The following is a 13,927-nucleotide window of genomic DNA, read 5'->3' as shown; positions in this document are numbered from 1 at the left end:
GCCCGGCTCAATGGCCGCCACAGCTGCACCCGCCGCCGCCCAGCTGGTCGGACAGGTCGCAGAGCTGGTCGTAATATTCGTCGCGGGTCAGGCCGAGCGCGGCGGCGCCGAAGGTCTCGGCGTCGTCGGACGAGGCGAACACGCCGTAGTTGAGCGCGACCAGCTGGTAAAGCACGAGGGCCGGCACCTGGTCGAGCTGAGTCATGAACAGCGGATGCACGAACATCGTGAAGCCGTCCTCGGGGTTCGCCCCCTTTGGCTCCGGGTGCGCGAACTCGCCCGGCTGGAGGCCGGCGGCATCGAAAACGATCTCACACGGATAGCGGACCTGCGTGCGGTCCTGCAGCAGGCGCTGCAGGGCGGACCAGCCGATCTGCGGACCGTAGAGGGTGAAGACCTCGATGCCCTTCGCCTCCACGTGGGCGGAGAGGGACTGCCTGGCGTCGTCGGCGGTGAGCGTCTGGGCCATGGACATCAGCGGGTGGCGGGCTCGGGCAGCGGCGCCTCGGGCTCGTCGCCCTGGATTTCCGGCAGGCCCTCGTTGGCCTTGGACAGCCGGCCCTGCAGGATCGGCACCGACATGCGCAGGAAGATGGTGTAGCACAGCAGTCCGAACGCCCAGATCCCGAGGCAGACGAGGGTTTCATTGACGGACGGGCTGTAATCCACGATGGCGCCGAGCGGCGTGGGGATGAAGCCGGGGATGACGAGACCCATGCCCTTCTCGATCCAGATGCCGACGATGCTGAGCCCGCAGGCGACGTTGAGGTATTTCAGGCCGCGGCTGACCGGCAGCAGGAGAATGACCATCGCGATGAGGTTGAAGGCGATGGCGGTCCAGATCCACGGCACCAGCGCGTGATGGCCGTGCAGGCCGAAGAAGAGGTATTGCGCCGAGGCACCGTGCGTCGTGCCGGAGTAGAACTCCTTGAACACCTCGCACACGAGCAGGAAGACGTTGATGATCATCGATACCTGCACGATGCTCCGCAAAGTCAGCAGCGCCTTGTCGGTGATCCGGTAGTGCGTGACATGGCGGATGACCTGCAGGGCGAGGATGATGATGGCCGGGCCGGCGGTGAAGGCGGAGGCGAGAAACCGCGGGCCGACGATCGAGGCGTTCCAAAACGGTCGCCCGCCCAGCCCGACGTAGAGGAAGGCCGTGACCGTGTGGATCGAGACCGCCCAGACGATGGCGGTGAACACAAAGGGTATGTAGAACCACTTCGCCGGCTTCCGGTCCTGGTAGCGGCAGTAGAGCAGGTAGCCGCAGATGTGGACGTTGAGCAGCAGGTAGCCGTTGAGCACGATGACGTCCCAGCTGAGCATGGACTTCGGGAAGTTCATCTGCCCGATGCCGGGAATGAGGTGCCAGAAGCGGTCGGGCCGGCCCAGGTCCACCGTGACGAACAGCAGGCACATGATGATGGCGGCCACGGCGAGCAGCTCGCCGAAGATGACCAGGTCGTGCAGCTCCTCGTTGTCGTAGATGTAGACCGGGATGACCATCATCACCGCCGCGGCGGCGACGCCGACGAGGAAGGTGAAGTTGGCGATGTAGACGCCCCACGACACCTCATCGCTCATGCCGGTGACCACCAGGCCGTGGACCAGCTGCTTGGCGTAGGCGTTGACCCCGAGGAGGGTGACGCCGGTCAGGGCGCCCATCCAGGCGTAATACCGCCAGTCGCCGACGAAGGCGATGCGGGCGCTGCGCCGGAGGAACACGAGGTAGTTGCGGGCCGCGGTGATCATTTGTCGAAGTAGTAGAAGAACCGCGGCGAGGTACCCATTTCCTCCTTGAGCTGGATGAACACGCGCTTCTCGCGGAGGATGTAGGAAACCTCGCTGTTCGGATCGAGGATGTTGCCGAACTTGCGCGCGCCGACCGGGCAGACCTCGAGGCAGGCGGGATATTTGCCGGCGCGGGTGCGCTGGATGCAGAAGTGGCACTTCTCCATCACGCCCTGCTTGCGCGGGCGGTTGCCGAGGTAGGCCATGTTGGGGTTGAGCCGCTCCGGCGGGATCTCGGGCTTGGTAAAATTGAACCGGCGGGCGAAATACGGGCAGGCGGCCTCGCAGTAGCGGCAACCGATGCACCAGTCGTAGTCGATGACGGTGATGCCGTCCTTCTCCTGCCACGTGGCGTTGACCGGGCAGACCTTGACGCAGGGCGGGTTCTTGCACTGCTGGCACTGCACTGGCATGTAGAAGAAGCCTTTCGCGGGCACGGAGGCGTCGGTGTAATTGTGGTCGCCCTTCTCGACGTCCATCGAGCCGTGCGGCATCTTGAGGACGCGGATGTATTGGATCTCGGGGTTGCGCGACTGGTTGTTCTCAGCGACGCAGGCATGGACGCACTTGCGGCAGCCGATGCAGCGCGTGAGGTTCAGGCAGTAGACGAACTCGACGCCGTCCATGGGCTTGAGATCGCGCACGTGGGGACGGATGCCGTATTGGTGTTGCACCTCGCGCTCGATGCGCGCCAGAGCCTTCTTCATGTCCTCCGGCGTCATCTCCTTGTAGTATTTCTGCAGGAATTGCTCGCTGGTAAGCTCACCCAGTTCGCGCAGTGGCGCCAGGCTCGCGGCCAGGGCGGTGAGGCCGCCAAAGGCGGCGCAGCCGCGCAGGAAACTGCGGCGCGACATCGCGGCGTCGGAAGTCCGGTCGGGGGTGGGCGTGGGGGCGGACATGTCAGTGGGCGGGCTCGGCCGTTTCGGGGGTGGCGGGATTGCCGTGCAGAAGGTGCGGGGGCGGCGCGGGCTCGCGCGTGGGGATGCGTGGCGCGTGGGGGTTGTGGCAGTTGGCGCAGACGAGGCGAGTCGGCTCGCCGAGCTCGCGGTCCCAGTAGCCGCTGGTGCGGCCGTGGGCGCCGGCTTCCCAGTCGCGCAGCGTCGGGCCGTGGCAGCTGCCGCACAGCGTCGGGATGTTGTCGAACTTCACCACGTTGCCGTCGCGGACCTGCAATGTCGTCAGGTTCTGCTCGTTGTGGCAGTTGTAGCAAAGGTTGTTCCGGTCGTGCAAGCCGTGGCCCATCACAATGTTCGCGTGCTCCTTCGGGACGAGGACCTTGCCGGCCGCGTCAAAGCGGATCACCGGCGGCTTCTTCTGTTCGTGGCAGGCGTAGCAGTCATAGTCCGAGAGATCCTCCTTGGCCCTGACCAGGTCGGCATAGGTCTGGCGCCAAGGGGTGGTGGCGAGGAATTTCACGTCGACCAGCGGGATGGCCACGCGTGCCACGGGCTGGCTCTTGGCCGTGGCCAGGAAGAAAGCCGCGAGCCCGAGGAAGCCGGCGGTGAGGCCGGCGAGCCAATAGCGGGTGCGGACCCCATTCCCGCCGTCGTCGGGCCGCTGGTCCAGGGGGTTCATGCGCGGGCGGGGGCGCGGCTTACTTCTTCAGCGTGCGGACATGGGCGACGAGCGAGTTGATGTCCTCGTCGGTCAGCCCTTCCACCGCTTTCATGGTAGTCTTGCCGTTCTCGTCCGTGCGGCCGGACTTGATGGACTTGAACGCCTCCTCGTTGGTGAACTTGGCCTGGGTCTTCGGGTCCGTGAGGTCGGCAATGCTGAGCTTCCTGCCCATCTTGGTGTCGCCCTTGCCGTCGGCTCCGTGGCACTTGGCGCAGGATTCCGTCCAGTTGGTGCCGGCATCGGCGCCGTAGGCGGTGAGGGCCGCGCCGGCGAAGGTCAGGAGAAGCAGTCGTTGGTGGGTGGTCATGGGCTGAGAGATTTGGGTCGGACGTTGCTTGAAACCGCGGGGCCAGTATGCGCGAGAGCAGCCGCGGCCGCTCGCCACATCTTGTCCGCCATGGCGCATATCTTGACCACCCCGCCCGGCGACCGCCGATCCGCGGAGCGCGCCGGGCAAGATCTGCACAGTGCCTGGCAACCGGTGCCGCGTGCACCGCTCCTGTTTCTGCTAGGCTGGGTGGGATGAAAACGTCCGATTCAAGCTTGGATTTCCCCCGCCGTGCCCGGGCCGTCCTGCTCGTCAACCTGGGCTCGCCGGAAACGCCCTCGGTCCCGGAGGTGCGCCGTTATCTCCGGGAATTCCTGGGCGACGAACGCGTGCTCGACCTGCCGGCCCCGTTGCGCTGGCTGCTGCTCGAGGGCGTGATCCTGCCGACCCGACCGAAAAAATCGGCCCACGCCTACGCGTCCATCTGGACGCCCGAAGGCTCCCCGCTCATCCGCACCTCCCTCAGCGTGCAGCGCAAGCTGGCCGCCGTGGTCGATCCCGACCTGCCGGTCTATCTCGCGATGCGCTATGGCCTGCCTTCGATCGCCTCGGTGGTCGACCGGATGGCGACGGAGGGCATCGAGGAAGTGCTGCTCATCCCGCAATACCCGCACTATGCGATGTCCTCGTGGGAAACCGTGGTGGTGCGCGTCCGCGAGGAAGCCGCGCGCCGCGATCCCGGCATGGTCATCGACTGCGTGGCGCCGTTCTATGCGGATTCCGACTATATCGAGGCCCTGCACGCGGCCAGCCGGCCCTGGCTCGTGGAGCCGCACGACCACGTGCTCTTCAGCTACCATGGCATCCCCCTGCGGCACCTGCGCAAGGCCGACAGCTCGCACGCCCACTGCCAGTGCACGGCCCACTGCTGCACGGTGCCCTCGCCCGCCCACGCGACCTGCTACCGCGCCCAGGTGATGGCCACCACCCGGGCTTTTGCCGCCCGCGCCGGCCTCGTGGCGGGCAGCTACTCCGTCTCCTTCCAGTCCCGGCTCGCCGGCGAACCCTGGTGCGAACCCTTCACCGACCACGAGCTCCGGCGGCTGCCGGCGGCGGGCGTGAAACGCCTGCTCGTGCTCTGCCCGGCCTTTGTCGCCGACTGCCTGGAAACGCTCGAGGAGATCGCCGTCGAGGGCCGTGCCACCTTCCTCGCGGCCGGCGGCGAGAGCTTCCAGCTGATTCCCTGCCTGAACGACCAGTCGCCGTATATCGAATTCCTCGCCGGCCGCGTGGCCCGCTGGCAGGGCGTGAGCGAGCCGGCCGTGGCCCGCCCCCGGTTCGCCGACGCAATTTCTGCATGATTCCCGCCAAGGGGCGCGGCGCACCCCGCCGCGCGCCTTGCTAAGCTGTGTCATGCCCTCGCTTGAGCCCTCCCCGGTTGCGCCATCTTCCCGCCAGAACCACCCGGGCCGCGCGCCGCTGCCGGTGGCGGTCCTCGGCGGCGGCATCACCGGGCTGAGCGCCGCGTGGCATCTCCGGCGCCGCGGCATCCCGGTGGTCGTGTTCGAGGCCGGCGCCGCGCCTGGGGGCGTCATGGCCTCCGTGCGCGACGGTGACTGGCTGCTCGAGACCGGCCCCAACACGCTCTTCGAGAACACGCCGGCGATCACCGCGTTCCTCGACGACCTCGGCCTGGGGGCGCGGAAAATCGAGGCCTCGCCCGCGGCCCAAAAACGCTACGTGGTCCGCGCCGGGCGGCCGGTGGCGCTGCCCGACTCGCCCTTCAGTTTCGCCACCAGCCCGCTGCTGTCCTGGTCCGCGAAGCTCAACCTCCTCGGCGAACCCTTCCGCGGCCGCGCCCCGGCCGGCCGGGAGGAATCCGTGGCGGAGTTCGTCACCCGCCGCCTCGGCCGGGAATTCCTCGACTATATCGTGAATCCCTTCGTTGCCGGCGTCTTTGCCGGTGATCCGGCCGCGCTCTCGGTGCGACAGGCCTTCCCCAAGCTCCATGCCCTCGAACAGAAACATGGCTCGCTCGCCCGCGGGGCCCTGGCGCGCCGCAACGCCAGCGGCGGTCCGCGCGGCCGCATGATCTCGTTCCCCGAGGGCATGGCGGAAGTCCCGCGCGCCCTCGCGCGCGCCCTCGGCGCCGATCTTCGCCTGCACCGCACCGTCACCCACGTGGGTCGCACGGGTCCCGTCTGGCGCGTCGGATTTGTCGCCGACGGTCTCCTCCGCGAGGAAACCTTCTCCGCCGTGGTCTGCGCCCTGCCGCCCCAGATCCTCGCCGGGCTCAGGTTCGAGCACATGCCCGCCGCCAGTCTGGCCGCGCTGCGCACCATCCGCCAGCCGCCCGTGGCCTCGGTCTTCCTCGGCTACCGTCGCGCGGACGTGACCCACCCGCTCGACGGCTTCGGCCTGCTCACGCCGGCCGTGGAACAACGCCGCATCCTCGGCACGCTCTTCTCCAGCACGCTCTTTCCCGGACGCGCGCCAGCCGGTCACGTCGCCCTCACTACCTTTGTGGGCGGCACCCGTCAGCCGGAACTCACCCGGACCACCGACCGCGAACTGCTGGCCACCGTGCAGGCCGAACTCGCCGCCTTGTTGGGCGTGCGCGGCCTGCCCGTGTTCACCCGGGTGCAGCGCTGGCCGCACGCCATCGCGCAATACACCGTCGGCTTCCAGCAGTTCAAGGACGCCTGTGCCGCCACCGAGGCGGGCGCCCCGGGTCTCTTCATCGGCGGCACCTGCCGGGATGGCGTCTCACTGGCCAACTGCATCACGGCGGGAAACCGCCTGGCGGGAGCTGCGCACCGGCACATTTCCCCGCCATGAAACCTTGTATCCTGGCCACCCGCCAGAGCCCGCTCGCCCTCGCCCAGGCGCACCTCGTCGCCGGATGTTTTCTGGAACGGCTGGCCCTCGAGTGCGTCTTGCAAAAATTCGTGACCATCGGCGACCGGCAGGCGGAATGGAGCCTCGAGAAAAAGGGCGGCAAGGGATTGTTCACCGGGGAACTCGAACAGAGCCTGCTGGCTGGAAACGCCGACATTGCGGTGCACAGCACGAAGGACCTGCCCGGCGACATGCCGGCCGGCTTGGCCATTGCCGGCTACCTCCCGCGCGCCGATCCACGCGACGTTCTTGTGCTCCGCGAGGGCGTGGCTTATCCCCGCACGATCGCCACGGGAAGCCCGCGACGCCGGCTGCAGCTGCAGGAACTTTTTCCCGCCGCCACTTTCACCGAGCTGCGCGGCAACGTCGACACCCGGCTTCGCAAGGTAGCCGCCGGCGTCGCCGACGCCACCGTGCTGGCGGCGGCCGGCTTGGCCCGTCTGGGGATCGCAACCTGGCCGGGCCTGGTTTTCCGCCCATTGGCAATGAACGAGATGACCCCGGCCGTCGGTCAGGGCGCGATTGCGGTGCAATGCCGCGCCGCCGACGTGGGGAAATTCACCCCCGCGCTGGACCAGGCAACTGCCCGGCAAATCAATCTCGAACGGGCGCTGCAAGCCGCGCTGGGGGCCGGATGCCACACCGCGTTCGGGGCGCTCGTCGAAGCCGAAACACTGCATCTCTATCACGAACTCACGGGGTCCCACCGCATCGAGATTACGGCCGCGGGATTGACCAATCCGCGCGAGACGGCCCGCACTGTGCTGGGCCGGTTGCAACTCATCCCGGGTCCCGTCAGATAAGTTCGCGGCCTAATCGCAAGAGACCAATTCCCGGATGTAGGAGCCTGCTTGCAGGCGATTCGGGCGTGGGGATTGGCTCTGCAGGTCAAAATCGCCTGCCAGCAGGCTCCTACAATATGAACCGAACCAGTCTGACACCACCCCAGGCCGGGACCAGACAATTGGCGGGTGGAATGGGTTGACCCCAACCCGCTGGTTTGTGTGCGACCCATGGTGACGCGGGTCGAGGCCAGCGCGCTCCCCTTTCCTGCACGCTTACGAGAAAGATCCCCGGGGCATTCACGAACCACCCGCGGGCGGGGTCGCCCGCTCTCCAGTTATTCGTTCTAAGGGAATAAACGTGCCCTTTAACCGCCTGGTTCCGGCCAGCCTCCTGCGCTGGCGCACCAGCCCTCACGCCACGCAAGCCATCGCTTCGCCGGGAAGGAATCCCGCCGGTCCGGTCGCTTTGACTCCCGCCGGATCCAGGCCAGGCGTAATCCCCGGCGTGCGATCAAGCTGCGCCCAAAGGGAGGCCGCCTTCTGGTCCAGGATCTGCCGGCACCGGACAATCTCCGACTCGCGGGCGCTGCGGTTTTCCGCCGCGATCTTTGCGAGGTCATCGAGATTATACACAAAGACGTTCTTGAGCGCGGCGACGCCGGCATCAACGTCGCGCGGCAGGGCGACATCGATGAAGAACAGCGGCCGGCCCTGGCGACTTGCCACCGCGGCGGCCGCCTGCTCCGGGGAAATGATCACGCCCGGCGCCGAAGTGGAACACACGATCACATCGAAATTCCCGAGACCGGCCATGGCCTCATCCAGCGACACGGCGGAGGCGCCCAGCTCTTCGGCGGCCTCGCGGGCCCGCTCGAGACGACGGCTGGCAATTACCAGCGAAGCCGGTCCGCGGCTTCGAAAGGCGCGGCCGGCCTTGAGGCCGATTTCACCCGCACCCAGCAACAGCACACGAGCCTCGCCCAACTTTCCGAAAATTCGCAGCGCGAGCTCGACCGCGACGTTGGAAACACTGACCAGTCCGGCGGTGATTCCCGTATGTGTCCGGACGTGCTTGGCGGCCTGAAAGGTTTTTTGGAAAATACGGTTGAGGACCGGTCCCGCCGATCCCCGGACTTGCGCGGTCAGGAAGGCTTTTTTCACCTGCCCAAAAATCTCGTTTTCACCGATCATCTGAGAGTCGAGCCCGCTGGCGACCTCCAGCAAATGCTGGATAACCGGACGGCCGGTGAGCATCAGCTTGATCCGCTCGAATTCCGCGAGGGCAAAGCCCCGCCGGGCACAAAACGCCGCCGCCACCTTCCGGGCCTGCCACTCGCTTTCCCCCACCGCATAGATTTCCACCCGGTTGCAGGTGTTGAGGATCACGAATTCCGAGAGCCCCGCCAAGGCCGTCAATTCCGCCGCCAGTTCCGCCTCGTTTTCGAGGGAAAGTGACAGCCGTTCCCGCAGTCCGAGGGGGGCGGTGCGGTGGGTGGCTCCGATCAGGAACAATTCTCCGGCATTCATGGTTGCAGATGGCTGGGTCTGATTGGCGCCAGTATGCCAGAATCACGAAATCCGTCTGCGCAGGTGTTGCCATCCCCTACGCAGATATTGTGGATGGATGCTAGAGCCGGCGAAATCATGTCCCCCCAGCCCAGACGATGATGTGGACGCAACAGCCGAACCTCCCAAATCATAGTGGCACAGTGGAATAGAAACGCCCCAGGCAATCATTCTGAGCGAGCGTTTTATAGAGTCCGGAAAGAAGCGTCGGTTCTCCCAGCCCTCCCGTTCGCACAATTGGTTCTGGGCGTGCCCGCACCAGTTTGCGCCCAGCCGTGGTTTTCGTTGTGCGCTGTCTGACGCCGGTCGCCGAATTTGCCGTGAAATGCCGGCTTCAAACCATGCGACTCTTCTGTTTACGAACCGGGACCGATGGGTATGGTCGCGCGGCCCTGGCTTTCACCCTGCCCGGACGCACCCAAGCTCGCCGGTTCCCGTTGCCGCAATTCCGATGATCGTAGAGGAAATCCTAAACGCCCCCCCACCCGAGACCCTCGCCCGCGCCCTCTGCGAGCGGCCGGGATTCTTCTTCCTCGACAGCGCCCGGCCCCCGGCGGACCGCGCCTTTTCGTTCCTCGGGTTCGATCCTTTCCTCACCTGGCGGGTCCTGGGAAATCGCGTCACCGTCGAAACGCAAGGCGCCACGGTGGAGGTGAACGCGGAGCCGCTGACGCATCTGCGCGACCTCATGGCCCGCTACCGTTCCGCGGGCAATGTCGCGATCCCGTTCACCGGCGGAGCCGTCGGGTTCTTCGGCTATGAGTTCGGAGCCGGCCTCGAGGGCGTCCGCCGCCCCTCGGACAATGACGGCGGAATTCCCGATTCGCAATTGGGCTTCTACGATGGTGTCATCGCCTGCGACCTGGTCGCCGGGAAAACCTTCGCCATCGCCAATCCGGTCGACTCCACGGGAACCGATTCGATTCTGGCCCGGCTGCATGAAGCCGTGCGCCGTGCGACCAGGCCGGGCCGGCCTGCGCCCGAACCGGAGAACCGCGCCCCGTCCGGTTGCGAACCGGTCCCGGATCTGAAGTCCGAGGCCTACCTCAGGCTCGTCGCCCGGGCGAAGGAGTATATTGCCGCCGGCGACATCTATCAGGTCAATCTCTCGCAGCGGTTCGAGTGCCAGATCACGGAGCACCCCTACTCGATCTACGAACGCCTGCGGCGGCTCAGCCCCGCTCCGTTTGGCGCCTACCTCAACACCGGCGACGGCCAGATTCTGAGCAGTTCGCCGGAGCTGTTGCTGCGGCTCGATCGGAACGGCCGGGCCGTGACCCGTCCGATCAAGGGCACCCGCCCGCGCGGCGGCACCGCAGCGGAGGATGAGAGCCTGAGGGCCGAACTGCTGGCCAGCGAGAAGGATCACGCCGAGCTGCTGATGATCGTGGACCTGGAGCGCAACGACCTCGGCCGGGTCTGCGAATATGGCTCGATCCGCGTCGAGGAACGGCACCGCCTGGAGGCGCATCCCACCGTCTTTCATCTGGTGGCGACCATCTCGGGCCGGCTGCGCCGGGATTGCGACGTCTTCGACTGCGTCCGTTCCATGTTTCCGGGCGGTTCCATCACCGGGGCGCCCAAGATCCGTGCGATGCAGATCATCGGCGAACTCGAGACGGGCCCCCGGCACGTCTACACGGGGTCGCTGGGCTACCTCGGCTTCGACGGGACCTGCGACCTGAACATTGCCATCCGCACGATCCAATGCCGCGGGAACCGCGCGGTTTACCACGTCGGCGGGGCCATCGTCTCTGATTCCGATCCGGCCGGCGAATACCAGGAAACCCTCGACAAGGGCCGGGCCATGCGCGCAGCTCTGCGCGGAGGACACGCATGACCACGCCCGAAGCCGGTTACCTGCGCTGGGCGATGTTCGACGGTCGCATCGCGGAAGCCGCGACGCTCACGGTGAGCCCGCTGGCCCCGGGATTCATGTTCGGCGAAGGGCTCTTCGAGACCGTGCGGGTGCGGGACGCCCGCCCGGTGTTCTTGGCCGATCATCATGCCCGTCTCTCCGCTTCCCTCGCTATCCTCGGCGCTCCGCCGCCCTCAGCGCATGACGGACTGCAGGCCAAGTGCCTCCAGATGATCGCGGCGAATTCGCTGACGGACGGCAACCTGAAGATCGCCGTTTTCCGTGACATTTCCGGCTGGTCCGAGCTGATTCTGGCCCGGGCGGGCAGCTACGGGCCGGAACTCTATGAAAGGGGCTTCCGGCTCATGACCGTCACGAGCGGACCGCGAAACGCACCGCTACCGGCGCTGAAGTCACTCAACTATCTGGGTAACATTCGCGCGAGGCGGGCCGCCCTTGCCGCCGGTTACAACGAGGCGGTGTTCGTCGATGCCCAGGGGCACGTCCTTGAGGGGGCGACCACGAACGTGTTTGTCGTCCGGGACCGGGTGGTCTGGACGCCTCCCTTGTCGCGCGGAATCCTGCCGGGAGTGATGCGCGCCCGAGTGATCCGGATATTGGAGCCGGCGGGCTTCAGCGAGTGCGATATCAGCCCGGCCGCCCTGCTCGAAGCGGACGAGGTTTTCGTCACGAACGCCCTGCTCGGCATCATGCCGGTGGGTCAGGTTGATCAAACCGCTTTTGATCTCGGCGGCAATCCAGTCACCCGTTCGTTGCAAGAGCGGTTGGGTTAGGGAGTGTTTTCAAACCCAACCAATACTCGTTTCCTGTCATTCTGAACGAAGTGAAGTTCCGAGCGCAGCGACATCCTCATCCATGCGTTCGCTCGCGATATGGCCTTCGCTGCCGTGGATCCTTCGCTTCGCTCAGGATGACAAACCGGGTTTGAAAACACTCCTTAGTCGGGCTGTTCGACACTTCCTGAACTTTCGCACCGCAATGAAATCATGGCCCGGTTGGCCGGGTCGGAGCCAGGGCGCGAAATAGTCGTGCTCGCCATGGCTTCGGCGGATTCCCGAGCTGGCTGAATTGGCCCCAAGATGCAAAAGCTCCGTATGACGCAAAGCCCCCCGGCCGACGACAAGGGCAAGAGGCTCGCAATCGGTCGCGGCATGATCGCCTGGCCGGTTCCTTCCTGTCCGGCCTCAAAACCTATCGAGTCAGCCGAAGAGTTGGTCTGGGAGCCGCAAGCGCTACGGCTTCTTGGCCACTGCCGTGTGCTGCGAATACCACGCGTGCCACACACCGTCGGTGTAGTGGAACACATCAACGGCCACCTGATCCGGTTGCATGTCCACCACGATGGCCGCGTCGCCCAAGACCGTGATTTTCGAATGCGGCGCGGTCGCTGCAGGGCGGCTCGGCATTGCCGCAATCTTTTGGGCCAGCGCAATGATCGCGGCCTTCGGACGGGCCACGCCATTCAAATTGACGGACACGTAGCCGTCGTCGAGGAGTTTGCCCAAGTAGGCTTCATCGCCGTTCAGAAACGCCTGCACCCACTTGGCCTCAACGGCCCGGACACCTGCTTCGCTCCTTTCTGTTTCGTCCGCCGCCAGCGCCACAGATGCGCAAACCGTCGCCGACAATAAAAGGGTCAACCGACATGCGTTTTTTAGGGTCATCGCGGAATTATAGGGGTAGGCCGAGCACTGAATCAAGGGAATGCACTGGTCTCATATTGATCAAGGGCGGTCTAGCACTGCTCCGTCAGGTTCCGACCCACCCCGTCGCTCCGCGCCATCAGCCGTCGCCGGGCCTATGGCCGACAGGCCCCGCTCCAGAGGGGATTATCGCCGGCGTTGGTTTGGGTCCCCTCTGGAGAGGGGTGCCCGGCAGGGCGGGGTGTGTCGCCCGGGGCATCATATACCTGACGGAGGAGTGCTAGGGCCCGGGAAGGATCAGATCCCTTCCAGGATTGCCCATGGCGGTTTTGATGCTCCGCTGGACAAACATCAGTGCCGCGGCGGATACGCCGCCGCCGGCTCACGGCCCGACGGGCACGCTGATGCCCACGGCCTGGCCGCGCGACACGGCGCGGGCCCCGGCGTTGACGCCGACGGTGCGGGCGAAGGTCGTGAGGATCAGGTCGAGGTAGCGGGTGATGGTGCGGTAGGGTGCGAGCGGCACGTAGACAATGTCATTTGGTTCCAGCCGCACGTCCGGCACCCGGCCGTGCACAATGTCCTGGTAGTCCAGCACGGTGATCTGCGGCGCCCCCACCCCGCCGCGCACGACCGCGACGTGTGAAAGGTAGGCGTCCTTGATCGTCCCACCCGCGCCGGCGATCGCCCCGAGCAGCGTCGTGCGCTCCGTGCAGCTGACGGCCTTGGGCTGGCTGACCGCCCCGAGCACATACACCTCCTGCGAAACCGCCGACGGCAGGTAGACCAGGTCATCGGGCTCGAGATAGATGTTCTGCGCCATGTCGCCCTGGCGGAGCAGCCGGGAGAAATCCACCGGCAAAAGCCGTCCGCCACGCACGACAAAGGCATTGCGCAGGTCCGCCGCCTCATCGCTGCCGCCGGCGAAGGTCGCCGTGCCGCCCAAGGTCAGCGTGGCAAACACCGGCGTGGGCGCCGGCCCGCCGGCGCGCGCAATCGCCTCCAGCAGCGTGGTGGGCCCCGTCAACGGGTATAGTCCCGGTGCGGTCAACCGGCCGAGCAGCCACACCTGCTTGCTGCCCACCTCACGCAACGTGATCGTCACCCGCGGCACCTCGCGGTAAAGGTCCGCCAGCGCATGCTCCAGCGCCTCCCGGGCCTGGGCGAGGCTCAGGCCCCACACATCGATGCCGGGCAGCACCTGGTAATAGATCTTGCCGTCGGGGCCGACCAGCGTGGCCGTGCGCGAGGCGGGATCGCCGGCGATCTCAATCTCCAGCCGGTCGCCCGGCCCGAGCGTGAAGACTTTCTCGGAGGGCCGCAGCAATTCGGCGCCGGGAGTCCGGGCTTCACCGGCCGGATTGCCGGGGGCCAGCGCCGCCGGCCGTTCACCGGACGGGCCGAGGCCCGCACAACCGCCCGACAGCAGGACGATCAGGCTGGCGAGAGGCAGTTGAAAGCACTTTTTCATAAGAGT

General features: G+C 66.3%; 13 protein-coding genes. 5 read left to right on the top strand and 8 right to left on the bottom strand.

The genetic code is table 11. The features are described from left to right. Window positions 1–7: 7 nt before the first annotated feature. From BLU29_RS14160 to BLU29_RS14140, 5 genes are read right to left on the bottom strand one after another with little or no spacing between them, the layout of a single operon-like run. Window positions 8–469, bottom strand: a complete 462-nt coding sequence (locus BLU29_RS14160) for a hypothetical protein (RefSeq protein WP_157693889.1) — start codon at window positions 467–469, stop codon at window positions 8–10. Window positions 470–474: 5 nt separating this feature from the next. Further along, the gene (gene dsrP / locus BLU29_RS14155) at window positions 475–1,755 is read right to left on the bottom strand and encodes a sulfate reduction electron transfer complex DsrMKJOP subunit DsrP (protein ID WP_091059193.1); all 1,281 of its coding nucleotides are present in this window, start codon (window positions 1,753–1,755) and stop codon (window positions 475–477) included. Continuing rightward, window positions 1,752–2,693 (bottom strand): 4Fe-4S dicluster domain-containing protein, encoded by a 942-nt coding sequence (locus BLU29_RS14150; protein ID WP_091059190.1) that lies wholly within the window; start codon window positions 2,691–2,693, stop codon window positions 1,752–1,754. The genes dsrP and BLU29_RS14150 overlap by 4 nt, the downstream gene beginning before the upstream one ends. Window position 2,694: 1 nt before the next feature. Then, window positions 2,695–3,369 carry a hypothetical protein gene (locus tag BLU29_RS14145; protein ID WP_091059189.1) on the bottom strand — a complete coding sequence of 225 codons (675 nt, stop codon included), beginning with the start codon at window positions 3,367–3,369 and terminating at the stop codon, window positions 2,695–2,697. 19 nt (window positions 3,370–3,388) lie between these two features. Continuing rightward, window positions 3,389–3,718, bottom strand: coding sequence for a cytochrome c (locus BLU29_RS14140; protein ID WP_091059186.1), 330 nt, complete (start codon window positions 3,716–3,718; stop codon window positions 3,389–3,391). Window positions 3,719–3,933: 215 nt separating this feature from the next. Between BLU29_RS14140 and hemH the strand changes: the two genes are divergently transcribed. Genes hemH through hemC form a run of 3 tightly spaced genes read left to right on the top strand, consistent with a single transcriptional unit; the run spans window position 3,934 to window position 7,380 of the window. After that, complete coding sequence (gene hemH / locus BLU29_RS14135) at window positions 3,934–5,040, top strand: ferrochelatase (protein WP_091059183.1); 1,107 nt, start codon at window positions 3,934–3,936, stop codon at window positions 5,038–5,040. 52 nt (window positions 5,041–5,092) lie between these two features. Next, complete coding sequence (gene hemG, locus BLU29_RS14130; protein ID WP_091059181.1) at window positions 5,093–6,517, top strand: protoporphyrinogen oxidase; 1,425 nt, start codon at window positions 5,093–5,095, stop codon at window positions 6,515–6,517. Next, window positions 6,514–7,380, top strand: coding sequence for a hydroxymethylbilane synthase (hemC, locus tag BLU29_RS14125; protein WP_091059178.1), 867 nt, complete (start codon window positions 6,514–6,516; stop codon window positions 7,378–7,380). The genes hemG and hemC overlap by 4 nt, the downstream gene beginning before the upstream one ends. A gap of 393 nt (window positions 7,381–7,773) precedes the next feature. On the opposite strand, the gene hemA is transcribed toward hemC, so the two are convergent. Further along, window positions 7,774–8,889, bottom strand: coding sequence for a glutamyl-tRNA reductase (hemA, locus tag BLU29_RS14120; protein ID WP_091059177.1), 1,116 nt, complete (start codon window positions 8,887–8,889; stop codon window positions 7,774–7,776). Between the two features lie 490 nt (window positions 8,890–9,379). On the opposite strand from hemA, the gene pabB reads away from it, so the two are divergent. After that, a complete protein-coding gene (gene pabB, locus BLU29_RS14115; protein ID WP_157693888.1) occupies window positions 9,380–10,768 on the top strand; it encodes an aminodeoxychorismate synthase component I in 1,389 nt (462 codons plus the stop codon). Next, a complete protein-coding gene (locus BLU29_RS14110; protein ID WP_091059172.1) occupies window positions 10,765–11,580 on the top strand; it encodes an aminotransferase class IV in 816 nt (271 codons plus the stop codon). The genes pabB and BLU29_RS14110 overlap by 4 nt, the downstream gene beginning before the upstream one ends. Before the next feature lie 459 nt (window positions 11,581–12,039). Here BLU29_RS14110 and BLU29_RS14105 read toward each other — a convergent pair whose 3' ends face one another. Together BLU29_RS14105 and BLU29_RS14100 are read right to left on the bottom strand one after the other, a co-directional pair. Then, the gene (locus BLU29_RS14105) at window positions 12,040–12,471 is read right to left on the bottom strand and encodes a nuclear transport factor 2 family protein (protein ID WP_157693887.1); all 432 of its coding nucleotides are present in this window, start codon (window positions 12,469–12,471) and stop codon (window positions 12,040–12,042) included. 361 nt (window positions 12,472–12,832) lie between these two features. Further along, window positions 12,833–13,921, bottom strand: coding sequence for an SLBB domain-containing protein (locus tag BLU29_RS14100; protein WP_091059167.1), 1,089 nt, complete (start codon window positions 13,919–13,921; stop codon window positions 12,833–12,835). Between the last annotated feature and the right edge of the window lie 6 nt (window positions 13,922–13,927).

Source organism: Opitutus sp. GAS368 (assembly GCF_900104925.1).
Classification (GTDB): domain Bacteria; phylum Verrucomicrobiota; class Verrucomicrobiia; order Opitutales; family Opitutaceae; genus Lacunisphaera.
Note: the sequence above shows the minus strand (reverse complement) of the source record. Positions and strands in the feature narration are given on the sequence as shown.

Excerpts from the sequence above, each read along its gene's own strand:
- dsrP (WP_091059193.1), bottom strand. The coding sequence starts at position 1,755 with ATGATCACCGCGGCCCGCAACTACCTCGTGTTCCTCCGGCGCAGCGCC.
- pabB (WP_157693888.1), top strand. The coding sequence starts at position 9,380 with ATGATCGTAGAGGAAATCCTAAACGCCCCCCCACCCGAGACCCTCGCC.
- hemA (WP_091059177.1), bottom strand. The coding sequence starts at position 8,889 with ATGAATGCCGGAGAATTGTTCCTGATCGGAGCCACCCACCGCACCGCC.
- BLU29_RS14160 (WP_157693889.1), bottom strand. The coding sequence starts at position 469 with ATGGCCCAGACGCTCACCGCCGACGACGCCAGGCAGTCCCTCTCCGCC.
- hemG (WP_091059181.1), top strand. The coding sequence starts at position 5,093 with ATGCCCTCGCTTGAGCCCTCCCCGGTTGCGCCATCTTCCCGCCAGAAC.
- BLU29_RS14150 (WP_091059190.1), bottom strand. The coding sequence starts at position 2,693 with ATGTCCGCCCCCACGCCCACCCCCGACCGGACTTCCGACGCCGCGATG.
- BLU29_RS14110 (WP_091059172.1), top strand. The coding sequence starts at position 10,765 with ATGACCACGCCCGAAGCCGGTTACCTGCGCTGGGCGATGTTCGACGGT.
- BLU29_RS14105 (WP_157693887.1), bottom strand. The coding sequence starts at position 12,471 with ATGACCCTAAAAAACGCATGTCGGTTGACCCTTTTATTGTCGGCGACG.
- hemH (WP_091059183.1), top strand. The coding sequence starts at position 3,934 with ATGAAAACGTCCGATTCAAGCTTGGATTTCCCCCGCCGTGCCCGGGCC.
- BLU29_RS14100 (WP_091059167.1), bottom strand. The coding sequence starts at position 13,921 with ATGAAAAAGTGCTTTCAACTGCCTCTCGCCAGCCTGATCGTCCTGCTG.
- BLU29_RS14145 (WP_091059189.1), bottom strand. The coding sequence starts at position 3,369 with ATGAACCCCCTGGACCAGCGGCCCGACGACGGCGGGAATGGGGTCCGC.
- hemC (WP_091059178.1), top strand. The coding sequence starts at position 6,514 with ATGAAACCTTGTATCCTGGCCACCCGCCAGAGCCCGCTCGCCCTCGCC.
- BLU29_RS14140 (WP_091059186.1), bottom strand. The coding sequence starts at position 3,718 with ATGACCACCCACCAACGACTGCTTCTCCTGACCTTCGCCGGCGCGGCC.